This window comes from Kribbella sp. NPDC051137 (assembly GCF_040682535.1).
Classification (GTDB): domain Bacteria; phylum Actinomycetota; class Actinomycetes; order Propionibacteriales; family Kribbellaceae; genus Kribbella; species Kribbella karoonensis.
Map to the genome: position 1 here is coordinate 264,717 of NZ_JBFBBI010000006.1, position 25,070 is coordinate 289,786.

A 25,070-nucleotide genomic window follows, 5' to 3' on the forward strand; every position below is an offset into this window, starting at 1 on the left:
GCAGGCCGATCAGGTCAGGCCTAGGCGTTTGCTGAGGCGGGGGCCGCGTTTGATTTTGATTTCGCCGAGGATGGCGGTGCCGCGGATGTGGAAGCGTTTGGGGGCGGTGGAGCGGGCGTTCGGGTCGGGGACGGCTTTGAGGCCGGCTTCCTGTTCGGAGACGGAGCCGAGGATGGGGTTGCTGTCGAGCAGGACGACCGCGTTCTGCGGGACGCGGATCTTCACGTCGGCGAGGATCGACTTCACGTCGATCTGGATCTCGTCGAACGGGATCTCCGCCTCGGTGTAGTCGAGCGTCACGTCGCCGAGGACCGCGTTCACCTCCTGGCGCTGCGGGACCAGCCAGTTGCCCATCCGCTTGGTGTCGGACAGGAACACGCTGATCACCGGCCCGGTTTCCACCAGCGCGCCGCTGTACTGCGGGGTGGTGGCCGGCATGCCCTGCGAGGCACCGGGCGCCCGCGGGCCGTTGGGCAGGTCCACGGTCAGCTCGACGAGCTCGCCGTACGTCTTGGAGGCGTACAGCGTCTCCAGCCGGTCCTCGAGCTCGGAGTACGTCAGACGGCCCTCGCCGGCGGCGTCGCGCAGTACGTCGGCGACCTCCTCCCGCTCGAGGTCCGACACCCGCCGCCGCAGCGCCGGATCAACCTGCGCGGGCACCGCATCCTGCGGGCGGTTCTGCTGGGGAACGTCATCCTGAGCCACGTCAGAAACCATACGCGCGCCCACCCCCAACCGCAGACCCGTTTCCTCCCCGATTAACCCCTGAACCGTCCCCTGACCCGCATACTGTGCGCCATGAACTGGGGTGGAGTACCGAACGCCCGTCGACTGGCCGTCGCCTACCTGATCGCGTTCCCGGCCATGGTCGCCGGAATCGCTCTCGTGCTCATCGCACAGATCACAGGGCACCAGCAGCCGGCCATCCCTGGTGGGGTGTTGTTCGTCGCCGGGCAGCTGGTCATCACTGGGCTGTCCTTCGCCCTGCGCGACGTGGTCCCACCGCGCCCGGGCCGGCAGCGCGAACGGTGGCAGCTGGCCTGGAACCGGTTGTCGCTGGGGCTGGAGCTGGCGCGCGCCCGGCGGGTGTTGGTGAAGTAACACGGGGGCGGCCGTCCCGGGCGGGTGCCGAGAACTAGGATTTGGGGCGTCCAGTCCAGTTTGTGTGGAGGTATTGCGTGTCTGCGGACTTCAACTACTCCGATCTGTTGCCGTTGGGTGCTGACGAGACGGAGTACCGGCTGCTGACGACCGAGGGTGTCAGCACGTTCACCGCCGGCGACCGGACGTTTCTGCAGGTGCAGCCGGAGGTGTTGCAGCAGCTGACCGCGGAGGCGATGCACGACATCTCGCACTACCTGCGGACCGCGCACCTCGAGCAGCTGCGGCGGATCATCGACGACCCGGAGGCGTCCGGGAACGACCGGTTCGTCGCGCTCGACCTGTTGAAGAACGCGAACATCTCCGCGGGCGGCGTGCTGCCGATGTGCCAGGACACCGGTACCGCGATCGTGATGGGCAAGAAGTCCGAGGGCGTGCTGACCGGCGCGGTCGACGAGGAGTGGATCAGCCGCGGTGTGTACGACGCGTACACCAAGCTGAACCTGCGCTACTCGCAGATGGCCCCGCTGACCATGTGGGACGAGAAGAACACCGGCTCCAACCTCCCGGCGCAGATCGAGCTGTACTCGACCCCGCAGCACGGTGACCCGGCGTACAAGTTCCTGTTCATGGCCAAGGGCGGCGGCTCCGCGAACAAGTCGTTCCTGTACCAGGAGACCAAGGCGGTCCTGAACCCCAGCAGGATGATGGAGTTCCTGGACGAGAAGATCCGTTCTCTCGGTACGGCGGCCTGCCCGCCGTACCACCTCGCGGTCGTCGTCGGCGGTACGTCGGCCGAGTACGCACTGAAGACCGCGAAGTACGCCTCCGCACACTACCTGGACACGCTGCCGACGGCGGGATCACCGGTGGGGCACGGATTCCGGGACGTCGAGCTCGAGGAGGAGGTCTTCAAGCTCACGCAGCAGTTCGGGATCGGGGCGCAGTTCGGCGGGAAGTACTTCTGCCACGACGTGCGGGTGATCCGGCTGCCGCGGCACGGCGCGTCCTGCCCGGTCGCGATCGCGGTGTCCTGCTCGGCGGACCGGCAGGCGCTGGCGAAGATCACCCCGGAGGGGGTCTTCCTGGAGCAGCTGGAGAAGGAGCCGGCGCGGTTCCTGCCGGACACCACCGACGAGCACCTGGACGACTCCGAAGTGGTACGCGTCGACCTGAACCGGCCGATGAGCGAGATCCGCGCGGAGCTGTCGAAGCTGCCGGTGAAGACGCGGCTGTCGCTCACCGGGCCGCTGGTGGTGGCCCGGGACATCGCGCACGCGAAGATCAAGGAGCGGCTGGACGCGGGCGAGGAGATGCCGTCGTACCTGCGGGACCACGCGGTGTACTACGCGGGGCCGGCGAAGACTCCCGAGGGGTACGCGTCGGGGTCGTTCGGGCCGACGACGGCCGGCCGGATGGACGCGTACGTCGACCAGTTCCAGGCGGCGGGCGGATCGTTCGTGATGCTTGCCAAGGGCAATCGGTCGGCGAAGGTGACGGCGGCGTGCAAGGAGCACGGCGGGTTCTACCTGGGGTCGATCGGCGGGCCGGCGGCGCGGCTCGCGCAGGACTGCATCAAGTCGGTCGACGTGATCGAGTACCCGGAGCTCGGGATGGAGGCGATCTGGAAGATCCAGGTCGAGGACTTCCCGGCGTTCATCGTGGTGGACGACAAGGGGAACGACTTCTTCACAGACACGAGAAAACCCGTTCCGCTGACCGTCCGTCCTCGCAGTTGAAAAGCAGGGGTGGGGGTCGGTCCGTCCCACTGACCGTCCGTCCTCGCAGTTGAAAAGCAGGGGTGGGGGTCGGCCCGTTCCGCTGACCGTCCGTCCTCGCAGTTGAAAAGCAGGGGGTGGGGGTCGGCCCGTTCCGCTGACCGTCCGTCCCCGCAGCTGAAAAGCAGGGGTGGGGGTCAGCCCGTCCCACGGAGCTGGCTCAGCCGGCTTTGGTTTCGATCTCTTCGGGGAGTTTGAGGAGGAGGGCCTTGGCGGCGCGGACGAGATCTGCCTCGTTGTGGCCGAAGGCTTGGAGGTAGCACCCAAGGGCCGAGCGCAGCATCTGAAGCTCCTCGGCCTGCAGCTCGATGGTGTACATACCTCCAAGCTAATCCCACCCCCACCAGTTGTCAGCTGTGCAGCTCCTCCGCGACCAGCGTCGGCTGGTGGGTCGTCGGCGCCGCCGGCACCCGCCAGTCGGCCGGCGCGACCCACGTCTGCCACTCCTCGGAGAACGGCGCCGCCCAGGCCTCCACGTCGCGGATCGCCGCGTGCGCGTCGGCCACGATCCGCTCCGCCTCGGCAGGCGTGAACCGCCCCGCGGCCACCGCCCCCTCCAGCTCGTCCTCGTCCTTCCACTCGATACTGCGATCAGGGTTGATCCACAGATCCAGCACATGGTCCACGGTGCTGGTACGCCGGCCCGCCGGATCGCGCACGTGTTCGCGCTCCAGGTTCACGTACCATCCCCGGAAGGCCCCGTCCGAGCCCCAGAAGTACCAGACCGACCACGGCTTCCCGCTCGGCGACGCCTTGAGGATCCCGGTACCGCGCCACACGTCGAGCTTCAGCACCCGCTTCTCGGTGAACATCCCGACCGGACCGGCGTACCGCGTCTCGCGCCCGTCCGCCAGCACCGGTTTGAGCAACGGCGTACCGGGCGCGAGCCAGGCGACCAGTCCGCCGGCGTCGTCGCGCACAACCGTCATCGGCCGCACGTTCGGCAGCTCGGCGTGCCGCCCGGTGCCCTCGTACACCCACTCGATCGTGGTACCCGGCTCCCAGTACCGCGTCACGAGCCCGGCCGGGTCATCGACAGTACGTCGAGGGCCGCGTCGAGCTGCTCCTCGGTGAGGTCTCCCTTCTCGACGTAACCGTTCTCGATCACGACCTCGCGGATCGTTTTCCCTTGTTTCAAAGCGCTCTTGGCGACCGCGGCGGCGTTCTCGTATCCGATGTAGCGGTTCAGCGGGGTCACGATCGACGGTGACGACTCGGCCAGCGCGCGGGCGTGGCCGACGTTCGCGGTGATGCCGTCGACGCAGCGGTCGGCGAGCAGCCGGGAACTGTTCGCCAGCAGGGTGATCGACTCGAGCAGGTTGCGGGCGATCACCGGGAGCATCACGTTCAGCTCGAAGTTGCCGCCGGCACCGGCCACGGTGATCGTGGTGTCGTTGCCGATCACCTGCGCGGCGACCATCAGCGTCGCCTCGCAGATCACCGGGTTCACCTTGCCGGGCATGATGCTGGACCCGGGCTGCAGGTCCGGCAGCGCGATCTCGCCGAGCCCGGCGCGCGGCCCGGAGCCCATCCAGCGCAGGTCGTTGCAGATCTTGGTCAGACTGACCGCGACCGTCTTCAACTGCCCGGACAGCTCGACCAGGCCGTCACGCGCGCCCTGTGCCTCGAAGTGGTCCTCGGCCTCGGACAGCTCCAGCCCGGTCCGCCGGTTCAGCTCGGTGATCACCGCGCTCGCGAACCCGGGCGGTGTGTTGATCCCGGTGCCGACGGCCGTACCGCCCAGCGGCAACTCGGCGACCCGCGGCAGGGTCGCGCGCACCCGGGAGGCCCCGCGCCGGATCTGCTGGGCATACCCGTTGAACTCCTGGCCGAGCGTCACCGGGGTCGCGTCCATCAGATGCGTCCGCCCGGACTTCACCACCTCGGCGAACTCGGATCCCTTACGGGCAAGGGAATCCGCGAGATGCTCGAGCGCCGGCAGCAGCTCCTGCACGACGCCCGCGGTGGCCGCGACGTGGATCGCCGACGGGAAGGTGTCGTTGCTGGACTGGGACGCGTTGACGTGATCGTTGGGATGTACGTCGGCCCCGAGCGCGCGGGTGGCGAGCGTGGCCAGCACCTCGTTGACGTTCATGTTGGTCGACGTGCCGGAGCCGGTCTGGAAGACGTCGATCGGGAACTCGGCGTCGAACTCCCCCGCCGCCACCTGGTCCGCGGCGGCGACGATCGCGGCGGACCGGTCCGCGTCGAGCACGCCGAGCGACGCGTTCACGACCGCGGCCGAGGCCTTGATCTCTGCCAGCGCGTGCACCAGCGCCGGCGCGAGCGGCCGTCCCGAGATCGGGAAGTTCTCCACCGCGCGCTGCGTCTGCGCCCGCCACAACGCGTCCCGAGGCACCTTGACCTCGCCCATCGTGTCGTGCTCGATCCTGAACTCTGCGTCATCACCCATACCTGCAGAGTACGTCGATCGAACTTGTCGGAAGGCGCTGATAGACAAGCTGTGGACAACACCACAGGAGGGGGTAGGGCATGAAGTTCAGCCAGTCGTTCGAGATCACCAAGTGGGAGCAGGCGGCGTACGACGAGGCCGGCACGATCCAGCTCGGGAAGGCCTGCGTGGGCAAGACGTTCACCGGCGGTGCTCGAGGGCACCAGCACAGCCGAGCTGCTGATGGCGGGGACCGCGGACGGACCGGCGGCGTACACGGCGCTGGAGCGGTTCACCGGGACGCTCGACGACCGGAAGGGGTCGTTCGTGATGCTGCACGGCGCGACGGCCGACCGGACCGGTGCGCCGGGGAAGATCGTGGCCGCCGAGGGAGACCTGGCCGGGTTGACCGGCACGGTGCTCTACGAGCACCTGGAGGACGGGTCGCCGCAGGTCACGGTCGACTACGAGCTGCCCTGATAGACGTAGTACAGCTCGTCGCGGCCCTGGAGCTCGACCGGGACAGGCTTCACGTCGCACGCGCCGAAGGCGGCCTCGACGGCTGATTCCAGGGCGGGCGACGCCGAGGAGGACCAGACCGTGAGGACGCCGCCGGCGCGGAGCTTGGCGTGGCAGGTGGCCAGGAAGCCGGACGTGTAGATGGCCGAGTTCTCGTTGTAGACAAGAAAGTCCGGGCCGTTGTCGACATCCAGCAGGATCGCGTCGACGGACCCGTCGGGGAGGTCGGCGACCACGGTCCGGACGTCCCCCACGACCACCGCGACCCGCGGGTCGTCGAGGACCGACGGCACCAACCCGGCCCGCATCCAGGCCACCAGGTCCGGCTCGATCTCCGCGACCACGACCTCACCGAGCCGCTCGTCGGCCAGCAGCGCGCGGACGGTGTACCCGAGCCCGAGTCCACCCACCAGCACCCGGTCCGGGCGCCGTACGGTCGCCAGCGCCGCCGACGCCAGGAGCTCCTCGCTCGACGTCTCCTGGTCGTCCATCACGAACACGCCGTTGACCCGCAACTCCAGCGCCTCGTCCTCGCGGCGGCGCAGTACCAGTTCGCCACGCTCGCTGGTCGCCCGTGCCAGCTCCACCGGTGATCAGTACCAGTTCGTGGCCTGCGAGTGCCCCCAGGCGCTGCACGGGGAGCCGTATGTCGCCTCGATGTAGTCCAAGCCCCACTTGATCTGGGTGACCGGGTTGGTGCGCCAGTCGGAGCCGTACGCCGCCATCCGCCGGCCGGGGAGCGCCTGCGGGATGCCGTACGCCGAGGACGTCGGGTTGGCCGCGCTGACCTTCCAGCGGGACTCCTTGTTCCAGAGCTTCTCCAGGCAGCTGAACTGGCCCTGGCCCCAGCCGTGGTCGGGGAGGAGGTTCATCGCGACCTCCTTCGGCGTGCCCTCGTACTTCTTCCGCTCGGCGTCCCGGCTGGCGCGCTCCTCGCTCGACGAGCGGGCGGCGCGAGCCAGGGCTTCGTCGCGCTTCCGGGCGACGTTCTTGGCTGCCATCTTCTGGTCGGCCGCGTTCTGCAGGGCTACCTGCTGCTGCGCGATGGCCTCGACCTGGTTCCGCATCCGGACCGCGTCGGCGGCTGCGTCGGAGACAGCGGACTTCGACTGGGTGGAGGGCTTGTCGTCAGTCGCCAGCACCTTGCCGCTGTTGATGACGGCCATCTCGGCCCGGCCGGACACCTGCTCCGACGCACTGCTGCTCCCGGGAGAGCTGAAGAGGTCGACACTGGCGACAACGGAGACCACGGCGATTCCGGTAACTGCAAGAACCGTGACGGAGCGCTTCGCTTTCATCTGTCCTTCCGAGATACCCGACCCCCGTCGGCTGCGACGAGAACATACTCTGGCGTAAACCGTCCGTGATCACAAGCAGGTCACAGGACAACGGTGCGGCCGCCGCGTGGCGACCGCACCGTTCTTACCCTTGCTTTACAGAAAGCTATGAGCTAACTACCAAGACACCCCTTACAGATACCTTCCCCGCCCCACCGCCCCGGTCACAGCTGCAGGTCGTCGAGCATCTCGGTGACCAGCGCCGCGATCGGCGAGCGCTCCGAGCGGGTCAACGTGACGTGCGCGAACAGCGGATGTCCCTTCAGCTGCTCGACCACCGCGACCACGCCGTCGTGCCGTCCGACCCGCAGGTTGTCCCGCTGGGCGACGTCGTGGGTGAGCACGACCCGCGAGTTCGCGCCGACCCGGGACAGCACCGTGAGCAGCACGTTCCGCTCCAGCGACTGCGCCTCGTCGACGATCACGAACGCGTCGTGCAGCGACCGGCCGCGGATGTGCGTCAGCGGCAGCACCTCGAGCATGCCGCGGTCGATGACCTCGTCGATCACGTCACTGCTGGTGAGCGCGCCCAGCGTGTCGTACACGGCCTGCGCCCACGGCTGCATCTTCTCGGACTCGCTGCCGGGCAGGTATCCGAGCTCCTGGCCGCCGACCGCGAACAGCGGCCGGAACACGACCACCTTCTTGTGCTGCCGGCGCTCCATCACCGACTCCAGGCCGGCGCACAGCGCGAGCGCGGACTTACCGGTACCGGCGCGGCCGCCGAGCGAGATGATCCCGACGTCCGGGTCCAGCAGCAGGTCGAGTGCGACCCGCTGCTCGGCGGACCGGCCGCGGATCCCGAACGCCTCCCGGTCGCCGCGGACCAGCCGGACCCGCTTGTCCGGCATCACCCGGCCGAGCGCGCTGCCCCGGTCGGACAGCAGCACCAGCCCGGTGTGGGTGGGGAACTCGGCGGCCTCCGCCAGCTCCACGGCCCCGTTCTCGTACAGGTCGTCCACGACCTGGGTGCCGACCTCGAGCTCGGCCATCCCGGTCCAGCCGGACTCCAGGGTCAGCTCGGCCCGGTACTCCTCGGCCTGCAGGCCGCACGCCGACGCCTTGACCCGCATCGGCAGGTCCTTCGAGACCAGCGTCACGTCCTTGCCCTCGGCCATGAAGTTGCACGCCACGGCCAGGATCCGGCTGTCGTTGTCGCCGAGCCGGAAACCGGCCGGCAGTGTCTCCGGGTCGGTGTGGTTCAGTTCGACCCGGAGAGTTCCACCCTTCTCCCCCACTGGCAGGGGTGCGTCCAGTCGTCCGTGCAGGATCCGGAGCTCGTCGAGCAGTCGCAGCGCCGTACGGGCGAAGTAGCCGAGCTCGGGGTGATGCCGTTTGGCCTCCAATTCGGTGACGACGACCACCGGAACGATCACTTCGTGCTCGTCGAACCGCAGCATCGCGTGCGGGTCGGAGAGGAGCACCGAGGTGTCCAGCACGAAGGTGCGCTGGTCCGGTGTGGATGAGGTACTTGACGCCTTGGCGTGGATGGCCATGTCGCACGTCCTCTTCTAGGCCGTGACGTACACCCTCGCCCCGGCCCGCCAGTGGTTAGGTGATGGGTCGGGTGCCGCCCTCGGGGCCCGGTGTTGGCCCCGTCCGCGCCGCCGCAGGTGCGGCAACGGCGATCAGCGAGTTCGAGACCACAGGTCTCGGGGACTCCGTTCGGCCCCTCATGGGGCAACCGGCTGGAACGAGATTCTCAAACTGATCGGGCCTCCCGTGACAGCCGGCTTCCCCTCCGACCGTCTCTGCCAGCGTAGGAGGCTCCCGCAAACCGCGCAGCCCGACACGCCCGGCCACGGGGTTAACAGGGCGTTACACCTTCAACCGCCGGAGGGAGCTCGGTCACTCCCCTGGGTGATCCGGTACCCGCTCGCATGCGGCGACGCTCGGTACATGCGGAAGAACTGGCCGGCGTGGACCGGCTACGCCACGGCGACCTGGTCCTTCGGGTACGGAGTACTCGGCCTGTACTGGTCTTTCGGCGGCTCGGGCTACCCGTTCGCACCAGTCCCGGACGACCGCGCCACGGCCTCGATCCTGGAGGGTACGTCGTACCGCGTGGTTGCACCGGTGATGGCAACGATCGGCCTGGCTGGTGCGGTGCTGGCGCTCGTGATGACGCGCACTCGACCGCGTGGACGACTCCCGCAGGCGGTTGCCGCCGTACTCGCCGTGGGGCTCGCCCTGGTGATTCCTGACTACACACTGATCGCTGTTGTCGCGCTGGCGCCGGCACTGGTGGTGTTTGCGTTCACCGGCGTACCAGGGGCTCAGGACGGCGTCGGTGACATCCTGTACTGGCACCGGGTGAACCTGGTCATCCTGTTCGTCGGCGGTGTGCTCTGGGCGGCGACGGCGATCGCATACCACCGCCGCAGCCGCGACCTGTGTGTGTCATGCGGGCGCGGCGCCGCGGAGCACGCGTGGGCCCGCCCGGAGGCCGCGCTGCGCTGGGGGAAGTGGGCGGTCGGCGTCGCCGTAGTGGCGAACCTGCCGTACGAGTTCACCCGGGTTGCCTGGTACTTCGGCTGGCCCGTCGGCATCAGCGAGGACTTCCACCAGATGATGGCCGACACGCCAGGCATGCTTGAAATGGGCCTCGGGCTGGCTGTGATGGGGCTCGGAGGCGGAGTACTCACGCACGGGCTCGTGCACCGTTGGGGCGAGGTCTACCCGCGCTGGATCTGGTTCAAGGCCGGCCGGCGGGTCCCGCCGCTGCTGGCGATCCTGCCCGCGTCGGTCGTGGCCGTCGCACTGATCCCGGCCGGGCTGATGAACGCCCAGGCGCCGCTCGGCGGCGACAACTGGGCAACCAACGCCCCAGGCATCCTGTGGATCGCGTGGGGCGCAGCGTTGGGTACGGCGACGTACGCGTACTACCTGCGCCGCCGGACCACATGCAGACGTTGCGGTCGGTCCTAGGTGCCGAAGCGGCGCTCGCGCTGGGCGTAGCTGCGGATCGCGCGCAGGAAGTCGACATGCCGGAAGTCCGGCCAGAGCGCCTCGCAGAAGTAGAACTCGCTCAGCGCGCTCTGCCAGAGGAGGAAGCCGCCGAGCCGCTGCTCACCCGACGTACGGATGACCAGGTCGGGGTCCGGCTGGCCCTTGGTGTACAGGTGCCGGGCGATGTGCTCGACGTCGACCCGGTCGGCCAGCTCCTCGATCGAGATGCCCTTCGCGGCCTCCTCGAGGAGCAGCGAGCGCACCGCGTCGGCGAGTTCACGGCGGCCGCCGTAGCCGACGGCGACGTTCACCAGCATGCCGTTGACGTCCTGGGTCGCGGTCTCGGCCGCCTTCAGGGCCTCCGCCGTACTGCCCGGCAGCAGGTCGAGTGCGCCGACCGGGTGGATCCGCCAGCGGCCGATCGCGGTCAGTTCCTCGACGGCCTGCTCGATGATCCGGAGCAGCGGCTCCAGCTCGTCCGCCGGGCGGGTCAGGTTGTCGGTGGACAGCATCCACACCGTGACCACCTTGACGCCGACCTCGTCGCACCAGTACAGGAACTCGGAGATCTTGTTGGCCCCGGCCTCGTGACCGCGCGACACCGGGTCCCCGCCCTGACGGGCCCAGCGCCGGTTGCCGTCGATGATGACGCCGATGTGCCGCGGGATCCGGTCCGGCGACAGCGATCGGGTGAGCCGGCGTTCGTACAGTCCGTAGACCGCGTCGCGCAGCTTCTGCTTGCCAGGTGTCCGCATGGGCAGGGTGCTCTCCTCAATGACTTCTCGACCACGAGGCTAGCCCAGATTCGCCCCGGTAGGAGAGGCCCTGGAGTGCCTCACAGGAAGCTGTCAGCAAGGTCGAACTTTCCTCGAAGTTCGTGCATCGAACACGCGGAGGGGTCGCGTCGTCCGGGTGACGTCGCCTACATTTCATCCTTCTGACCGATGCAACCTACGGTGCCGTAGGTTACGGTTGCGTAGGTACGAACCGCCCGGAACCCCTCGAAAGGACGGCGATGACCGCTTCCAGCACCCAGCCCCAGGAACTCGGTCACAAGCTGTCGGGCCGGCTCGGCCCACTGAAGCCCAAGCTCCGCGGATGGCTGCACGCCGGAACGTTCCCGTTCGCCACCGCCGCGGGCATCGTACTGATCTGCCTCGCACCGCACGCCAACGCCCGCTGGGCGGCCGCGGTCTACACGGTCGGCGCGATGCTGCTGTTCGGCATCTCCGCGCTGTACCACCGGTTCTACTGGGGCCCGACCGGCGAGGCGATCCTGCGCCGGCTCGACCACAGCAACATCTTCCTGCTGATCGCCGGGACCTACACCCCGCTCGGCATGGTCCTGCTGCACGGCAAGGACCGCGTGCTGATGCTCGGCCTGGTCTGGGGCGGCGCCCTCGCCGGCATCCTCTTCCGGATCTTCTGGCTGAGCGCGCCGCGCTGGATCTACACGCCGATCTACCTCGCGCTCGGCTGGGTCGCGATCTTCTGGATGGGCGACATCTACCACGCCGGCGGCGCGGCAGTCGTCACGCTGATCGCGGTCGGCGGCGGTCTGTACTCCCTCGGCGCCGTCGTCTACGGCACCAAGCGGCCGAACCCCTCCCCCCGCTGGTTCGGCTTCCACGAGATTTTCCACGCGTTCACCGTGGCCGCCTTCATCTGCCACTACATCGCCGTCAGCATCGCCACCTACCGCGTCGGCTGACCCGGCCGGTCGCCGCCCAACTCGCGGAGGATCTCCCGCAGGGTTTCGAAGCGGTCGCCGCCCAGCAGCGCGGACCAGCTGTCCTCCACGCGTTCGATCGCGGCACGGCTGAAAGCTGCGGCCTCGTCACCTTTGGCGGTACGGCGCACCAGGCGCACGCGGCGGTCCGCGCGGAGGCGGTCGGACTCGACGTACCCGAGGCGTTGCAGGTAGTCGACATGCTGGCCGAGGCCCTGTTTCGTCATCGCCGCGACCTCCGCCAGGTCGGTGATCCTGCCGCCGTCGGCGGGAATCAGTTCGAGCAGGCGGTAGTGCGAGACACGGAGCCCGGGGAAGTGCTCCTCGGAGTTCGCCAGGATCTCCTCGCGGACCTGCCGCAGCGCGGAGCCGAGCAGCCCGGCGATGTGGTCGGACCAGGGGCCCGGCCGGGTGCCCGGCAGGTCATTGACGGATGTCATAAGGCAACTTTACTATCCAGGTAGTAAGGCTGCTTTACTTCCGTGGGGGGAAGCTCATGCACACTGCGTTGGAACCGCTGGGGCGGGACGCGTTGGGGGAGGAGGACCTGACCGCGCTCGCGCGGACGATCACCGGAGATCCGGCGGCCGTCGCGGGCGCGGTCCGGGTCGAGCCGGTCGACTACCCGATCGGTACGCCGAGCACCGCGGGGCTGTACCGCGTGTTCGGGACGGCGGGAGACGCGAACTGGTCGTGCTTCGTGAAGAAGTTCCAGTCCGTCCGGCACTGGCCGATGCTGGACCGAATGCCCGAGGAGTTCCGCGCGCTGTTCGCCCACAACCTGCCCTGGCAGTTGGAGATCGCGGTGCACCGCAGCGACATCACGAGCCTGCTCCCCGAGGGGATGCGGCTGCCGGCCGCGTACCGGATCGACGTGTACGACGACGATCGGGCGACGCTGTGGATGGAGAACGTGGTCCAGGAGTGGGGGCCGTGGCCGATCGACCGGTTCGAGCGGGCGGCGTACCTGCTCGGCCGGTTGTCGGCGCGCCGCCGGCCACACCTGGTCGCGCCGTTCCTGCCCCGGGAGCATGTCACGACACCGGGGATCGGGCTGCGCTTCTACGCGGAGGGACGGATCAAGCGGACCGCCCTGCCCGCTCTGGCGGATCCGGCGACCTGGCGGCACCCCATGCTCGCGGCAGCGGTCTGCAACCTCGGCGACCACCGTCTGAAGGAGGACCTGCTCGAGCTCGGCAGGCAGGTGCCCGCGGTGCTCGACGCCCTGGACTCGCTCCCCCAGTGCTACCAGCACGGAGACGCCAGCCCGCAGAACCTCCTGGTGCCTCACGAGAGCCCTGACGAGTTCGTGGTGATCGACTGGGGCTTCGACTGCCCGCAGGCCGTCGGGTTCGACCTAGGGCAACTGCTGATCGGTCTTGCGCACGCGGGCGAGCTGTCGGCGGAGGCGCTGCCCGCCGTACACACGGTGATCCTCAAGGCGTTCCAGGAGGGTCTTGCGGCCGACGGGATGCACGTGGACGAGGAACAGGTGCTGTACGGGTACCTGGGCTCGCTGCTGGTGAGAGCCGCCTTCACCGCGCTGCCGTTGGAGCTGTTCGGGAAGGCGGATGCGTCGCCGGACCTGTTCGAGCAGCGGGTATTACTGACGCGAGTGCTCGTCAACCTGGTGTCACAGGTGATCTGAACATTTCAGTCGTGTCACAGCTGCAACGAACGGCACCCCAACGGGTATCCCATGTGCGTGAGGAACCTGAGCAGCTACGCAGCAGTGGCCATGTGCACGGCCGTCGCGGGACTCGTGCTGACCGGATGCGGCAATGAGTCAGGATCCAGCGGTACGCCGAGCAGCACGCCATCACCGACCATGCCGACGGTCACCCAGTCGGCCCCCGTCGGCGCCGGCCTTCCGGTCACCGTCGCCCGGACCGGCGGGATCGCCGGCTTCGACGACACGGTGCAGATCGGTACGGACGGTGTCGCGACCGTGAGCTCCCGTGGCAAGCAGACGCTCCGGTGCAAGCTCGACCCGGCGTTCCTCGCCACGTTCACGGCGGCCGTCGAGAAGGTCGACTGGGCGAGCCTGGCGGCGACGAAACCGACCACGAAGCACCCTGACGACATGATCGTGTCGGTCACCGCGAACGGGAAGACCGCGCGGGTCGAGGACCCGCAGCTCAAAGTACTGGCGACTCCGGTGACCGAACTGCTCACCGAAGCCGCCATCCCACCGGGCAAACTCTGTACGAAGCTCTAGCAGCGTCGACGGGGGCGGAGTCGACGCGACCGGAACCACCTTGTGAAGAAGGGAATCCGGGGCGCGCGCGGCCTTGGGCGGAGGCTGCGCGCGCCCCGGACGTTCTCAGCTGACGGTCAGCGAGGTGTCGTCGACGACGAAGCTCGTCTGGGCCGAGGAGTCCTCCTGGCCGACGAACTTGATCGTCACGGTCTTGCCCTTGTACGCCGTCAGGTTCAGCGTCTTCTGCACGTACGACGTGTTCTTGTTCAGGTTCGAGTACGTCGCCAGCGTGCTCGTCGTCGAACCGTCGACGACCTGGACCTTCGCGGTGTCGTACGCCGTGGTCGTGGTGGTCTCCGCGGTGTCGATGCGGATCCAGAACGACAGCGTCGCGCTGGTCGCCGAGGCCGGGATCGCGACCGACTGGCCGACGTTCTCGGCGGTCGCACGGCCGTTGCCCTGCAGCCACAGCTTCCAGCTACCGGTACGCGCCGGGCGGCCGGTGTTGTCGGTGATCGGGCCGGCGGTGCCGGTCCAGTCCACCGCGCCGGACTCGAAGCCCGGGTTCTTCAGCAGGTTGCCGCCGGTCGGAGGCGGCGTGGTGCCGCCACCGCAGGCGGCCGAGCCGGCCGGGACAGAGATGCCGCCGAACGCGGCCTCGATGCCCTTGCACTGCGCGGAGTCCGCGCCGTACAGCTCGATCGCGGAGGTGATCGCACCCTCACGAGCGTCCTTGTAGGTGCTGCCCGAGCTCAGCTTGGTGCTCAGCGTCCGGTACCAGACCTTGGCCGCGACGTCGCGGCCGACACCGGCGAACGTCGTACCGTTGCAGGCCGTGCTGTTGTAGGTGACGCCGTTGATGGTCTTGCTGCCGGTGCCCTCGGAGGCCAGGTAGAACCAGTGGTTCAGCGGGCCGGACGAGTAGTGCGGGTCCAGGCCGCCGGTGCTGGTCGTCCAGCAGTCCTTGCTGGCCCCGTCCTTGGACGGCTTGTCCATGTAGCGCAGCGGCGTGCCGTCGCCGTTGATGTTGATCTTCTCGCCGATCAGGTAGTCACCCGGGTCGCTGGCGTTGTTCGCGTACCACTCGACCATCGTGCCGAAGATGTCCGACGTCGCCTCGTTCAGGCCGCCCGCGTCACCTGAGTAGTTCAGGTTGGCGGTCGCCTCGGTGACACCGTGGCTCATCTCGTGACCGGCCACGTCGATCGCGGTCAGCGGGTGCGTGTTGCTGATCCCGTCGCCGTACGTCATCTGGGTGCCGTCCCAGAACGCGTTCACGTACGCGTTGCCGTAGTGCACCCGGGAGCGGGCGCCCTGGCCGTTGTTGAAGATTCCGTTCCGGCTGTGGACGTTCTTGTAGTAGTCCCAGGTCAGCTGCGCACCGTAGTGCGCGTCCACCGCGGCGGTCGCCCGGTCCGAGGCCGCGCCGCTGCCCCAGGTGTCGTCGGCGTCGGTGAACGTGGTGCCGTTGCCGGACGTCGCGCCCTTCAGGTCGGTGGTGTAGTTGCCACCGCGGGTCGGGTCGGTCATCGAGAAGTTGCCCGACGTTCCCGACGTACCGATCGTGACCTTGCCGGCGTACATCGAGTTGCCGGTGCCTTCCTTGATCTCGTCGTTCTGCGCCAGCACCTTGCCGGAGTTGGCGTCGACGTACGTGTGCAGCACCGACGGGGTCTGGTCGGGCTTCACACCGGTCGTGACGACGTCGTACGCGAGCACCGGCTTGGCCGGGGTCACGAAGACGACGAGCTGGCCCTTGGTGGAGCTCGCCTTGAACTTCGCCGACTGTGCGCCCTTGGTGAGCGCGGCCGACTGGGACAGGGTCGGCTTCGTGGAGACCTCGACGGCCTTGGCGCCACGGTTGTACGTGACCTGGCCGATCGACTCGCCCTTGCGCTTGACGATCAGGTCGCCACCGACGACCTTCAGGCCGTTGTACGTACGGTCGTAGCGGACGTACTCCGTACCGTCCGCGTCCTTGACCACGTCGTGCACCTTGAGCTGTTCGCCCTTGCCGAGCCCGAGCGCGGCGGCCGTCTGCGATGCCAGCGCCTGCTCGGCCTTGACGGCGGCCGGCTGGTTGAAGCCGGAGGCCGGGAGCGGAGCCGAGCGGTCCGCGGCACCCGCTGTCGAAGCGGTGAATCCCGTCATACCAGTGGCAAGACCGGCGGCCGCGACAATGGCCACCGCCCCTGCTGATGTCAGTCGTTTCAAGACAACATCTCCTCACGGTGTGGTCGCCGTTTGGGCGCAGCGACCGAATTCAGTTGGGGACGCGCCGGATGCTGACGCAACAGTGCCACTGCCTCATTTGTGACACTTTGTGTCGGTGCGTGCGAGTTCTGTTACATCCGGCTTGAGGACCGACTGTTGCCGCCCGGTCGCCGTGAGTCAAGGGAACTGAGTGAAAGCTGAGGGAAAACCCGCACCCGTGCGGGGTGTCAGTGCGCAGGGCGCAACAGTTCCCGAAGGTCTTCCGGCAACGTCACAGGCAGCCGGCAGGTGAATTTCTGACAGACGTACGCCGCCGGCCGCCCGTCGAGCAACCCGCGTCCGTCCATCAACGGCACCCCCAGATCGGGTCCCCCGGCAACGATCGCCGTCCCCCACGGCGCGTTGCCGAAGGCAACACGAAGCAGCCCGGCGGCATCGGAGCCGGAGACACCCACGGAGGCGGAGGCGGGTTCGGGGGTGGTGACGATGGCGATTTCCAGGGGGCCGCCGGCGATTGTTTCGGCGATCGCCAGCGCGCGGCCGGCGAAGCGGGGTGCCCGGGTCCCGATGGCGGCCGAGGCTGCGAGGGCCTGATGGGCGGCCCGCTCGTAGTGGTCTGATCCGGTCAGGCTCGCGAGCGTGGTGAGGGCCTCGGCGGTCAGGCTCACGCCGGAGGGGGTGGCGTTGTCGGTGGCGTCCTGCGGGCGCCAGATCAGTTGCTCCGCGTCGGCGGCGGTGTCGTAGTAGGTGCCGTCAGCAACAAACTCCTCCAGCACCCGCCCGAGCAGCGCCTCCGCGATCCGGAACCACTCGGCGTCCCCGGTCGCACCCAGCAACGTCAAACAGCCCTGGGCGAACGCGGCATAGTCCTCGAGTACGCCGTCCGCACTCCCCCGCACCCCGTCCCGCGACGTCCGGTACAACCGCGCCCCGTCCAGATGCACGTCCCGGATCAACCGCGCCGCTCCAACGGCAGCCTCGACGTACTCAGGCCGCTCCAGCACCACTCCGGCCCGCGTCAGCGCCGTGATCACCAGCCCGTTCCACGCGGCAACGACCTTGTCGTCGCGCCCCGGGTAGACCCGCCTCGCCCGCGCCTCCCGAAGTACCTGCCGAACCCGGCGCCAACGGTCCGCATCCGCCGGATCCTCGCGCAACTGCAGGACGGACGAGCCGTGCTCGAAGGTCCCGGTGACATCGCACAACCGGACAACCCACGAGGCGTCGTCCTCCGACAGCACCGCGCCCAGTTCCTCAGGCGTCCAGACGTAGTACTTGCCTTCCTCCCCCTCGGTGTCCGCGTCCAGCGCCGACGCGAACCCGCCCTCCGCCGTACGCAACTCGGCGAGCAGGAAGTCAGCAGTCTCCGACGCGATCCGCCGGGCGAGGGGATCCCCCGACACGGTCCACCAGTGCGTGTACACGTCGAGCAGCAACGCGTTGTCGTACAGCATCTTCTCGAAGTGCGGCACCACCCACTGCCCGTCGACGGAGTACCGCGCGAACCCCCCGGCCAGCTGGTCGTACATCCCGCCGCGGGCCATCCGCGCACACGTCTGCGCCACCATCGCCAACGCGTCCTCGTCCCCGGTCCGCCGATGGTGCCGGAGCAAGAAGTCGAGCACCATCGACGGCGGGAACTTCGGCGCCCGCCCGAACCCGCCGTCCACCGGGTCGAACTCCGTCTTCAGCACCTCGACGGCACGCTCGAGATCGACGTCCGGCGCGGCACCGGCGGGTTGCGCCCCGAGCTGTGCGACGACCCGCTGCCCGATCCCGTCGAGCTGCTCGCGCCGGTGTTGCCAGGCGTCCGTGATCGCCTCCAGCACCTGCCCGAACGACGCCATCCCGCCGCGGGCCTCCTTCGGGAAATACGTCCCGCAGAAGAACGGCTCGCCGGTCGGCGTCAGGAACACCGACATCGGCCACCCGCCCTGCCCGGTCATCGCGACGGTCGCCGCCATGTAGATCGCGTCGACGTCCGGCCGCTCCTCGCGGTCCACCTTCACGCTCACGAAGTGCTCGCTCAGGTACGCCGCCGTACCCGCGTCCTCGAACGACTCGTGCGCCATCACATGGCACCAGTGGCAGGCGGAGTACCCGACCGACAGGAACACCGGCACGTCGCGCTCCCGCGCCTCCGCGAACGCCTGGTCGGACCACTCCCGCCACTCCACCGGGTTCCCCGCGTGTTGCCGCAGGTACGGACTGGTCGATCGCCCGAGCTCGTTCGCCATACCCCAACGCTAGAGGAGGACCTTGCGGCTACCTGCGTCCGGATGCAGGAACGCCAGCAAAGCGTCGGCCTCCTCGGCTACCGCATCCGCATCGATCAACGGCTGATACGTCCGGATCGTGAGGGTCGCCTCGTCGGCAGTCCGGCCGACCGTCCAGTCACCCGCGGTGAAGCCGTCGACCAGGAGGATCTGGGGCGCGGGACGCTGCGTGCGGTACCCCTGCCGGCCGTGCTCGTCGGTGATCACGCGCGACCGATCGGCGTACGACAGCAGCAGGTTGTCGAAGTCGTACAGGAAGCGCGGCGGCGCCGGCGTGTCCGGATCCGGGTGGACGGCATCGGGTACGTCGTACAGCGTCTGGCCCTGCTCGTCCTGGAAGACCTGCAGGCTCATCCGCTCGACGACCTCACGCAGCTTGGTCAACCCGGACCACACCTGCACGTCCTTCACGCTCGCCGGGCCGAAGGCCTCCAGGTAGCGGAGGACCATCCACTCGAGCGACGCGGGCGACGGCGAGCTCTCGCCGAGCCAGGCGTCGACGGTGGTGTGCGCAATCGGTCCGCTGCGACCCCAGACGCCGCGCGGCGGTACCTGGACCAGCGGCACCTGGTTGCGGATCGCGTAGACCAGGGACGCCGGCGCTCGATCAGGCAGGCGTTCGGCGAGCAGTGCGCCGAGTTCCTTGTTCGTCAGGGGTTTCGGGGCGAGCAGCTCGACGCCGTCGGCGACCAGCCGCGCCATGTCGATCCCGTCGACCGCCTTGCCGTGCGTGAAGTTGCGGTACAGGTCGCGATCCAGCACCGGCTGGATCAGCGGGCGCAGCGCGCGGGCGTCCTCCGGGGTGACCAGGTGGATCGTCGAGCGCATCAGCGCGATCCGGATCAGCGAACGGTCGACGAGCAGGTCGGCCGCCTGCTCCGCAGCGAAGCCGGCGAGCCGGGACCACAGCCCGACGTACCAGCTGTGCGGGGTCTGCGCCTGCAGACCGGCGAGCCGCCGTACCGCGTCGACGACCGGCAGGTCCGAGCGGCGCAACAGCAACTGCCGGTCGAGAGTCGCCCGGTTCAGCGCCCGGCGGCCGAGTACATGCGTCACGGCCCAACCGTATGTTGAATGGGACTATGTCCGTCCATCCACTGCTCGCCAGCCGTTTCAGCCCGCTGTTGTTCGACCCCGCGCGGACCCTCACGGAGGGCGACGTCGACCTGCTGCTCGAGGCCGCCCGCTGGGCGCCGTCCGCGGGCAACTCCCAGCCCTGGGCCTACTTCGTGGCCCGCCGCGACGAGCCCGAGCACAAGCGGATCGTCCGGCACCTGGCCCGCAGCTCGGCCCGCTGGGCGCCGACCGCGTCGCTGCTGATCGTCACGATGGCCCACCGGTACGTCGAGGACACCGACTGGGCGTACTCCGACTTCGCCGACTACGACCTCGGCCAGTCCGTCGCGCACCTCACGCTGCAGGCCCACGCGATGGACCTGGCCTGCCGCCAGTTCCGCGCCTTCGACCTCGAAGCCCTCACCGCCGACCTGAACCCAGGCCCCGGCTGGCACATCGTCTCGATGATCGCCGTCGGCACCCCCGCCGAGGAGCCCCCCGCCGACCGCGCCCGCCGCAGCACCGCAGACCTCCGCACCGCGCCCTGGTCCGGCTTGGGAGACGTGCCCTAGGCCGTCTGGGACAGGGCGACCGAGAGGCCGAGGGTGAGGGCCATTGCGAGGAGTTCGACGCCGACGACCCGCCAGAACGGGCGGCCGCGGTCCAGGAGGTCGTCGTGGGAGCGGGCGCGGTGGAAGGCCGCCAGGACGGTGAGGAGGACGAAGGCGATCAGCTTCGCGATGAGCAGGGCGCCGTACGCGTCGTGGGTGAGTTCGCCGGGGATCGAGCCCCAGCCGCCGCCCTTCGCGGCGAGGCGGCCGGCGGCGCTCAGCAGGCCGCTGAGGACCACGGCGACGGCCGAGATGACGGCGACCTGGCCGTACCGCTCCATCACGATCGGCAGACCGCTGCGGCTCGCCCGGCCGTACCGCACGAGACCCGCGAGTCCGCCGATCCAGGTCGTCGCGGCGATCACGTGGATCACCAGCGCGGTGCCGGCGAGTACGACGTACGACTCGTTCCTCGGGTACGCCGTGACCGCGGTCGGGACGACTGCCGCGATCGCGACCAGCACGCCGAGGCCCGCGGCCGAGGAGGTCTGCACGCGGCGGATCCCGATCGCCAGCGCGAGCACGAGGATGCCGGTGATCAGCAGCGACTTCACCTCGGGTACGCCGAGGGCGTCGTCGACACGGAGCCGCAGCAACCGGACCGGTGTGTTGAGCAGTAGCGCCGCCGTCAGGACCGCGCCGGCGAACGCACAGACCGCCCAGATCAGCGCCGCGTTGCCCGCGTCCCGGACCGCACGCCGCCCCTGGACGCCGAGCGGTCCGCCCTCGATCCGCAGCAGCACGACGGCTGCGAGCAATGCGCCCGCACAACCGACGGTGGCCAGCGTCGAGATCAGCTGGAGCATCGTCTGCAGCCAGGACACGAACTCGCCCGGTCCCCCGATCCCGCCGGCGTTCCGCGGCCGGCTGCCGGAGAGGTAGAACGCCAGCACGAGCGCCGCCGACGCGACCAGGACAGCACCCACCCCACCCGCGACCAGACGTCCGGGCATGCGATGCCGGGCGGCGCGGGTCGCGGTCACCGGACGAAGCGGTCGTGGGCACCAGTCAGCACCCGGCTCACTATAGGGTCAGCCGGAGGTGGGCAGCCCAGTCCGACACCATCTCGTGACCGGGCTCCCAGGAATCGGTGACCCGACTGAGATATGGCTACTTCGGAGAGTGCTCAGTCGAGGTCTTCGTCAGATCCGTCGGGTCCGAAGTCGTCGGCGCTGCATCGCCATCCGGGGACTGCGAGCCGGCCGGACTCGCTGGGTCGCCGGACGGTGCTGGGTCGTCCGCACCATCGCGGTCCACGTCGATCCGCTTCAGCTGCTTGCCCATGCTGCGCCACAGCAGGAACGTGGCGACACCGAGCGCCAGCACGATCAGCAGCGCGACCCAGCCCGGCTTCGCCACGTTGGGGTCGATCTCGACCGTCTGAAGGGAGATCATCGCTGTCACGCCACCATTCTCTCATTGTCCGGGCCGCCCGTCAGCGCAGCCCCGCGAACAGGTCGTTCTCAGGCAGCTCCGACTCGACCAGACTCCGCGCCAGCTCGTAGTCCTCGGTCGGCCAGGCCGCCTGGTGCACCTCGAGCGGTACGGCGAACCACGAGCCGTCCGGGTCGATCTGCGTGGCGTGCGCGAGCAGCGCCCGGTCCCGGACCTCGAAGTACTTCGCGCACTCGACCCGGGTGGTGATCCGGCGCTCGTTCTCCGGGTCCGGCTTCCAGTCCTTCAGCCGCTCGGCGTACGGCGACTCCAGGCCGCGCTCGACCATCGCGTCGTGCAGCGCCTTCATCCGCTCGTAGTGGAACGTGTGGTGGTAGTACAGCTTCAGCGGCTGCCACGGCTCGCCGAGCTCCGGGTACGCGTCCTTGTCGCCGGCCGCCTCGAACGCCGCCACCGTGATCTGGTGGCACATCACGTGGTCCGGGTGCGGGTACCCGCCGTTCTCGTCGTACGTCGTGACCACCTGCGGGCGGAACTCGCGGATCAGCTTCACCAGCGGGGCGGCGGCGTCCTCCACCTTCAGCGCCCCGAAGCAGCCCTCGGGCAGTGGCGGCAGCGGGTCGCCCTCCGGGAAACCGGAGTCCACCCAGCCCAGCCACTCCTGCCGGATGCCGAGAATCGCTCGCGCCGTGTCCATCTCCTTGCGGCGGATCTCGGTGATGTTCGCCAGTACCTCCGGGCGGTCCATCTTCGGATTCAGGATCGATCCGCGCTCGCCGCCGGTACAGGTGGCGACCAGCACCTCGACGCCTTCGGCGACGTACCGGGCGGTCGATGCGGCTCCCTTGCTCGACTCGTCGTCCGGGTGGGCGTGTACATGCAACAACCGAAGATCTCCACTCACAAGACACAATGGTCCTCCAAGCCCACGCAAAACCCACGACCGACCCCCTGGACGACCTGTGACCGAGCAATCAGCCGCCGCTCCCACCCCCGATCTCGACGCGCGGTACGGGCGTCGCGGGCGGTCCCGTCGTCCGCTGCTGATCGGCGTCCTGGGCGTCGTCGTACTGGCCGGGCTGATCTGGCTCGTCTGGGCCGCCTGGGTGCAGTCGAACCCGCCGGTCCGCTCGGAACTGCAGGGCTTCAAGATCGTCTCGCCGACCAGCGCGACGGCCACCGTGAAGGTCGACCGGAACAAGTCCGTCGAGGCCAGCTGCCGGCTGCAGGCGAAGGCCGCGGACTTCTCGATCGTCGGCGAGGTGACCGTCACGGTCCCGGCCGGCTCGCCCCGCCACCAGACCCTGCCGGTGACGTTGACAACGCAACGCTCGGCGACCTCCGTGGTGCTGGTCGGCTGTACGACGGCCGACCAGCACCGCCCGCGCTGACCCGGAACCTCCTGCCGCCGCAGCGGACTGCCGCCCGGTTCTGTTCGCGCTTGGAGAAAACCGAGGTAGCAAGCGTTTTCCACGCGTCGGGGGCGACCTGAGGCCCCTGCGTGATCTGCGGTCTCTTGCTACGCTCGTTTGATTGGTCGCCGTCGACGACGGCGGCCAAGAGTATTTTCCTGCCCATCCCACCGACACAAGGAGCAGCCCGTGACGCAGAAGATCGACGAGGACAGCGTTGTCTGGCTGACGCAGGACGGTTACGACCAGCTGAAGTCCGAGCTCGAGCACCTGAAGGGCCCTGCCCGTGCCGAGATCACCCAGCGGATCAGCGAGGCCAGGGACGAGGGCGACCTCAAGGAGAACGGCGGCTACCACGCCGCCAAGGACGAGCAGGGCAAGATCGAGGCGCGGATCCGGCAACTGGAGGACATGCTCCGCCGTGCCCGGGTCGGCGAGACCCCGAAGGCGGGCGGCAAGGTCGAGCCCGGCATGAAGGTGTCGATCAAGTTCGCCGGCGACGACGACGTCGAGACGTTCCTGCTCGGTTCCCGCGAGTTGCTCGCCCTGGACGCGTCGGTCGACATCGACGTCTACTCCCCGCAGTCCCCGCTCGGCGCCGCCATTCTCGGCAAGAAGAAGGGCGACAAGGCCACCTACGAGGCCCCGAACGGCAAGGACGTGACCGTCGAGATCGTCGCCGCGGAACCCTTCACCGGCTGACCCACCAAGCTCCCGAAGCGCCCCGGTGGACAGTCCACCGGGGCGCTTCGCATTGGGGGTCGGAAATTGTCTGAGCGTGAAGTTGAGTCCTGTCGACTCAAGTTTCTTGATACTTGAGTCGACAGGACTCAAGTCAGGTGCTTACGGTCCCCGACATGGGCATTCTGAGGCACCCCGACTTCCGGCGGCTCTGGCTCGCCGATCTGCTCAGCCAGCTCGGCAGCCGGCTGACGATGTTCGCCGTACCGCTGCTCGCGGTGCTGACGCTCGACGCGACGACCTTCCAGGTCTCGCTGCTGCGGACCTGCGAGACCGCGGCCTGGCTGCTGCTCGGCCTGTTCGCCGGCGCCTGGGTCGACCGCGTCCGCTGCCTGCCGGTCCTGATCGCGGCAGACCTCGGACGAGCCGTCCTGTTCGGGTCCGTCCCGGTCGCGGCCGTATTCGGCGTACTGAGCCTTCCGCAGCTGTACGTCGTACTCGCGCTGGCCGGCGTCCTGACCGTGCTGTTCGACGTTGCGCACAGCACGTATCCGCCGCGATTGCTGAACGCCGACCAGCTCCTCCCGGGCAACGCGAAGCTCGCCGCGAACCACTCGGTCGCCGCGGTGATCGGCGCCGGCGTGGGCGGCGTCCTCGTGCAGTGGATCGGTGCCGCGGTCACGATCGGCCTGGACGCGCTGAGCTTCGTCTGGTCGGCGATCTGGCTCCGCAGCATCCGCACCTCGGAGCCCGCTCCGGTCAAGCCTGAACGCCCGCACCTGCGCCACGAGATCCGCGACGGGCTGCAGTACGTCTTCAAGCACCCGCTGCTGCGGCCACTCGCCCTGAACACGATGGTGACGATGCTGTTCCAGGCGGCGGCCGGGGCGATCATGGTCGTCTACCTGGTCCGCGGCGTACACCTGCAACCCGCAACCATCGGCATCCTCAGCATGATCGGCCTGCTCGGCGCGATCCTCGCCTCGGCCGTCACCGAGAAGATCAGTACCAGGTACGGCGATGCGCGCACGCTGCTGCTTTCCTCGACCGGCATCGGTGTCGCGTTCACGCTGCAGGCGCTGACCGCCCCGGGCTGGCAGGTGAGCTGGTACGTCGCGGCCACGCTGCTCGCAGGCTTCTGCATCATCGTCAGCTACATCCTGCAGGTCAGCATCCGGCAGCAGCTCTGCCCGCCGGAACTCCAGGGACGGGTGAGCGCGACGATGAGCTTCGTGAGCTGGGGCGCGGCGCCGATCGGCAGCCTGCTCGGCGGTGCTCTGGGCACCGCGTTCGGCCTGCACACGACCCTGTGGATCGCGGGCCTCGGCACCCTGGCCGGAAACTCCGTCCTCTACTTCTCCCCACTCCGGAGGCTGCGCTCGATCCCCGCCGACTTCGCACCCCGGCAGACCTCATAGCG

26 protein-coding genes are annotated in these 25,070 nt (G+C 68.9%); 11 read left to right on the plus strand and 15 right to left on the minus strand.

What is annotated here, in order from left to right; genetic code table 11:
- Nucleotides 1-9: 9 nt before the first annotated feature.
- Nucleotides 10-705, minus strand: a complete 696-nt coding sequence (locus AB0M51_RS31875) for a DUF1707 domain-containing protein (RefSeq protein ID WP_344192830.1) — start codon at nucleotides 703-705, stop codon at nucleotides 10-12.
- Nucleotides 706-798: 93 nt separating this feature from the next.
- Between AB0M51_RS31875 and AB0M51_RS31880 the strand changes: the two genes are divergently transcribed.
- Nucleotides 799-1,101 (plus strand): hypothetical protein, encoded by a 303-nt coding sequence (locus AB0M51_RS31880; RefSeq protein WP_344192828.1) that lies wholly within the window; start codon nucleotides 799-801, stop codon nucleotides 1,099-1,101.
- 77 nt (nucleotides 1,102-1,178) lie between these two features.
- Nucleotides 1,179-2,840, plus strand: coding sequence for a fumarate hydratase (locus AB0M51_RS31885; RefSeq protein ID WP_363751728.1), 1,662 nt, complete (start codon nucleotides 1,179-1,181; stop codon nucleotides 2,838-2,840).
- Nucleotides 2,841-3,039: 199 nt separating this feature from the next.
- Here the strand turns inward: AB0M51_RS31885 and AB0M51_RS31890 are convergent, their stop codons facing one another.
- From AB0M51_RS31890 to AB0M51_RS31900, 3 genes are read right to left on the minus strand one after another with little or no spacing between them, the layout of a single operon-like run.
- Nucleotides 3,040-3,198: a hypothetical protein gene (locus tag AB0M51_RS31890; protein ID WP_344192824.1), complete on the minus strand. Its 159-nt coding sequence runs from the start codon at nucleotides 3,196-3,198 to the stop codon at nucleotides 3,040-3,042.
- Between the two features lie 31 nt (nucleotides 3,199-3,229).
- A complete protein-coding gene (locus AB0M51_RS31895) occupies nucleotides 3,230-3,895 on the minus strand; it encodes a DUF402 domain-containing protein (protein WP_344192822.1) in 666 nt (221 codons plus the stop codon).
- On the minus strand, nucleotides 3,892-5,292 hold the full coding sequence (locus AB0M51_RS31900; protein WP_344192820.1) for a class II fumarate hydratase: 1,401 nt from the start codon (nucleotides 5,290-5,292) through the stop codon (nucleotides 3,892-3,894). The genes AB0M51_RS31895 and AB0M51_RS31900 overlap by 4 nt, the downstream gene beginning before the upstream one ends.
- A 189-nt stretch (nucleotides 5,293-5,481) precedes the next feature.
- Here AB0M51_RS31900 and AB0M51_RS31905 point away from each other — a divergent pair, with 189 nt between their 5' ends.
- Nucleotides 5,482-5,751 carry a DUF3224 domain-containing protein gene (locus AB0M51_RS31905; protein WP_344192818.1) on the plus strand — a complete coding sequence of 90 codons (270 nt, stop codon included), beginning with the start codon at nucleotides 5,482-5,484 and terminating at the stop codon, nucleotides 5,749-5,751.
- Here AB0M51_RS31905 and AB0M51_RS31910 read toward each other — a convergent pair.
- From AB0M51_RS31910 to AB0M51_RS31920, 3 genes are all read right to left on the minus strand, one after another.
- Nucleotides 5,736-6,377, minus strand: a complete 642-nt coding sequence (locus tag AB0M51_RS31910) for a hypothetical protein (RefSeq protein WP_344192816.1) — start codon at nucleotides 6,375-6,377, stop codon at nucleotides 5,736-5,738. The two genes, AB0M51_RS31905 and AB0M51_RS31910, sit on opposite strands and share 16 nt — an antisense overlap.
- Before the next feature lie 6 nt (nucleotides 6,378-6,383).
- Nucleotides 6,384-7,088 carry a hypothetical protein gene (locus AB0M51_RS31915; protein WP_344192814.1) on the minus strand — a complete coding sequence of 235 codons (705 nt, stop codon included), beginning with the start codon at nucleotides 7,086-7,088 and terminating at the stop codon, nucleotides 6,384-6,386.
- 203 nt (nucleotides 7,089-7,291) lie between these two features.
- Nucleotides 7,292-8,623 (minus strand): PhoH family protein, encoded by a 1,332-nt coding sequence (locus AB0M51_RS31920; RefSeq protein ID WP_344192812.1) that lies wholly within the window; start codon nucleotides 8,621-8,623, stop codon nucleotides 7,292-7,294.
- 403 nt (nucleotides 8,624-9,026) lie between these two features.
- Between AB0M51_RS31920 and AB0M51_RS31925 the strand changes: the two genes are divergently transcribed.
- A complete protein-coding gene (locus tag AB0M51_RS31925; protein WP_344192810.1) occupies nucleotides 9,027-10,055 on the plus strand; it encodes an NYN domain-containing protein in 1,029 nt (342 codons plus the stop codon).
- Here AB0M51_RS31925 and AB0M51_RS31930 read toward each other — a convergent pair.
- The gene (locus tag AB0M51_RS31930) at nucleotides 10,052-10,831 is read right to left on the minus strand and encodes an isoprenyl transferase (protein ID WP_344192808.1); all 780 of its coding nucleotides are present in this window, start codon (nucleotides 10,829-10,831) and stop codon (nucleotides 10,052-10,054) included. The two genes, AB0M51_RS31925 and AB0M51_RS31930, sit on opposite strands and share 4 nt — an antisense overlap.
- A gap of 260 nt (nucleotides 10,832-11,091) precedes the next feature.
- Here AB0M51_RS31930 and AB0M51_RS31935 point away from each other — a divergent pair, with 260 nt between their 5' ends.
- Nucleotides 11,092-11,787 carry a hemolysin III family protein gene (locus tag AB0M51_RS31935; RefSeq protein WP_344192806.1) on the plus strand — a complete coding sequence of 232 codons (696 nt, stop codon included), beginning with the start codon at nucleotides 11,092-11,094 and terminating at the stop codon, nucleotides 11,785-11,787.
- On the opposite strand, the gene AB0M51_RS31940 is transcribed toward AB0M51_RS31935, so the two are convergent.
- On the minus strand, nucleotides 11,772-12,245 hold the full coding sequence (locus AB0M51_RS31940; RefSeq protein WP_344192804.1) for a MarR family winged helix-turn-helix transcriptional regulator: 474 nt from the start codon (nucleotides 12,243-12,245) through the stop codon (nucleotides 11,772-11,774). The two genes, AB0M51_RS31935 and AB0M51_RS31940, sit on opposite strands and share 16 nt — an antisense overlap.
- A gap of 56 nt (nucleotides 12,246-12,301) precedes the next feature.
- Here AB0M51_RS31940 and AB0M51_RS31945 point away from each other — a divergent pair, with 56 nt between their 5' ends.
- On the plus strand, nucleotides 12,302-13,453 hold the full coding sequence (locus tag AB0M51_RS31945) for a phosphotransferase (RefSeq protein ID WP_344192802.1): 1,152 nt from the start codon (nucleotides 12,302-12,304) through the stop codon (nucleotides 13,451-13,453).
- A 51-nt stretch (nucleotides 13,454-13,504) separates the two neighbouring features.
- Nucleotides 13,505-14,023, plus strand: coding sequence for a hypothetical protein (locus AB0M51_RS31950; protein ID WP_363751735.1), 519 nt, complete (start codon nucleotides 13,505-13,507; stop codon nucleotides 14,021-14,023).
- Between the two features lie 105 nt (nucleotides 14,024-14,128).
- Here the strand turns inward: AB0M51_RS31950 and AB0M51_RS31955 are convergent, their stop codons facing one another.
- The 3 genes from AB0M51_RS31955 to AB0M51_RS31965 all read right to left on the minus strand — a co-directional run bounded on the left by AB0M51_RS31955 (nucleotide 14,129) and on the right by AB0M51_RS31965 (nucleotide 19,551).
- Nucleotides 14,129-16,192 (minus strand): M4 family metallopeptidase, encoded by a 2,064-nt coding sequence (locus AB0M51_RS31955; protein ID WP_363751737.1) that lies wholly within the window; start codon nucleotides 16,190-16,192, stop codon nucleotides 14,129-14,131.
- 254 nt (nucleotides 16,193-16,446) lie between these two features.
- Nucleotides 16,447-18,456 carry a thioredoxin domain-containing protein gene (locus tag AB0M51_RS31960; protein ID WP_344192796.1) on the minus strand — a complete coding sequence of 670 codons (2,010 nt, stop codon included), beginning with the start codon at nucleotides 18,454-18,456 and terminating at the stop codon, nucleotides 16,447-16,449.
- A 9-nt stretch (nucleotides 18,457-18,465) separates the two neighbouring features.
- On the minus strand, nucleotides 18,466-19,551 hold the full coding sequence (locus AB0M51_RS31965; RefSeq protein WP_344192794.1) for a winged helix DNA-binding domain-containing protein: 1,086 nt from the start codon (nucleotides 19,549-19,551) through the stop codon (nucleotides 18,466-18,468).
- 26 nt (nucleotides 19,552-19,577) lie between these two features.
- Between AB0M51_RS31965 and AB0M51_RS31970 the strand changes: the two genes are divergently transcribed.
- Nucleotides 19,578-20,123, plus strand: coding sequence for a nitroreductase family protein (locus AB0M51_RS31970; protein ID WP_344192792.1), 546 nt, complete (start codon nucleotides 19,578-19,580; stop codon nucleotides 20,121-20,123).
- On the opposite strand, the gene AB0M51_RS31975 is transcribed toward AB0M51_RS31970, so the two are convergent.
- From AB0M51_RS31975 to mca, 3 genes are all read right to left on the minus strand, one after another.
- On the minus strand, nucleotides 20,120-21,145 hold the full coding sequence (locus tag AB0M51_RS31975) for a CopD family protein (protein WP_344192790.1): 1,026 nt from the start codon (nucleotides 21,143-21,145) through the stop codon (nucleotides 20,120-20,122). The genes AB0M51_RS31970 and AB0M51_RS31975 overlap by 4 nt on opposite strands.
- 127 nt (nucleotides 21,146-21,272) lie before the next feature.
- A complete protein-coding gene (locus AB0M51_RS31980) occupies nucleotides 21,273-21,566 on the minus strand; it encodes a hypothetical protein (RefSeq protein WP_344192788.1) in 294 nt (97 codons plus the stop codon).
- A gap of 31 nt (nucleotides 21,567-21,597) precedes the next feature.
- Complete coding sequence (mca, locus tag AB0M51_RS31985; RefSeq protein WP_344192786.1) at nucleotides 21,598-22,461, minus strand: mycothiol conjugate amidase Mca; 864 nt, start codon at nucleotides 22,459-22,461, stop codon at nucleotides 21,598-21,600.
- Nucleotides 22,462-22,519: 58 nt separating this feature from the next.
- On the opposite strand from mca, the gene AB0M51_RS31990 reads away from it, so the two are divergent.
- From AB0M51_RS31990 to AB0M51_RS32000, 3 genes are all read left to right on the plus strand, one after another.
- Entirely contained in the window at nucleotides 22,520-22,948 is a 429-nt protein-coding gene (locus AB0M51_RS31990) for a DUF4307 domain-containing protein (protein ID WP_344192784.1), read from the plus strand.
- A gap of 210 nt (nucleotides 22,949-23,158) precedes the next feature.
- Entirely contained in the window at nucleotides 23,159-23,671 is a 513-nt protein-coding gene (gene greA, locus AB0M51_RS31995) for a transcription elongation factor GreA (RefSeq protein ID WP_344192782.1), read from the plus strand.
- A 155-nt stretch (nucleotides 23,672-23,826) separates the two neighbouring features.
- Nucleotides 23,827-25,068 (plus strand): MFS transporter, encoded by a 1,242-nt coding sequence (locus tag AB0M51_RS32000; protein WP_344192780.1) that lies wholly within the window; start codon nucleotides 23,827-23,829, stop codon nucleotides 25,066-25,068.
- The last annotated feature ends 2 nt before the right edge of the window (nucleotides 25,069-25,070 follow it).

Excerpts from the sequence above, each read along its gene's own strand:
- AB0M51_RS31935 (WP_344192806.1), top strand. The coding sequence starts at position 11,092 with ATGACCGCTTCCAGCACCCAGCCCCAGGAACTCGGTCACAAGCTGTCG.
- AB0M51_RS31950 (WP_363751735.1), top strand. The coding sequence starts at position 13,505 with ATGTGCGTGAGGAACCTGAGCAGCTACGCAGCAGTGGCCATGTGCACG.
- AB0M51_RS31900 (WP_344192820.1), bottom strand. The coding sequence starts at position 5,292 with ATGGGTGATGACGCAGAGTTCAGGATCGAGCACGACACGATGGGCGAG.
- AB0M51_RS31970 (WP_344192792.1), top strand. The coding sequence starts at position 19,578 with ATGTCCGTCCATCCACTGCTCGCCAGCCGTTTCAGCCCGCTGTTGTTC.
- AB0M51_RS31940 (WP_344192804.1), bottom strand. The coding sequence starts at position 12,245 with ATGACATCCGTCAATGACCTGCCGGGCACCCGGCCGGGCCCCTGGTCC.
- AB0M51_RS31945 (WP_344192802.1), top strand. The coding sequence starts at position 12,302 with ATGCACACTGCGTTGGAACCGCTGGGGCGGGACGCGTTGGGGGAGGAG.
- AB0M51_RS31915 (WP_344192814.1), bottom strand. The coding sequence starts at position 7,088 with ATGAAAGCGAAGCGCTCCGTCACGGTTCTTGCAGTTACCGGAATCGCC.
- AB0M51_RS31880 (WP_344192828.1), top strand. The coding sequence starts at position 799 with ATGAACTGGGGTGGAGTACCGAACGCCCGTCGACTGGCCGTCGCCTAC.
- AB0M51_RS31890 (WP_344192824.1), bottom strand. The coding sequence starts at position 3,198 with ATGTACACCATCGAGCTGCAGGCCGAGGAGCTTCAGATGCTGCGCTCG.
- AB0M51_RS32000 (WP_344192780.1), top strand. The coding sequence starts at position 23,827 with ATGGGCATTCTGAGGCACCCCGACTTCCGGCGGCTCTGGCTCGCCGAT.
- AB0M51_RS31925 (WP_344192810.1), top strand. The coding sequence starts at position 9,027 with ATGCGGAAGAACTGGCCGGCGTGGACCGGCTACGCCACGGCGACCTGG.
- AB0M51_RS31920 (WP_344192812.1), bottom strand. The coding sequence starts at position 8,623 with ATGGCCATCCACGCCAAGGCGTCAAGTACCTCATCCACACCGGACCAG.
- AB0M51_RS31930 (WP_344192808.1), bottom strand. The coding sequence starts at position 10,831 with ATGCGGACACCTGGCAAGCAGAAGCTGCGCGACGCGGTCTACGGACTG.
- AB0M51_RS31960 (WP_344192796.1), bottom strand. The coding sequence starts at position 18,456 with ATGGCGAACGAGCTCGGGCGATCGACCAGTCCGTACCTGCGGCAACAC.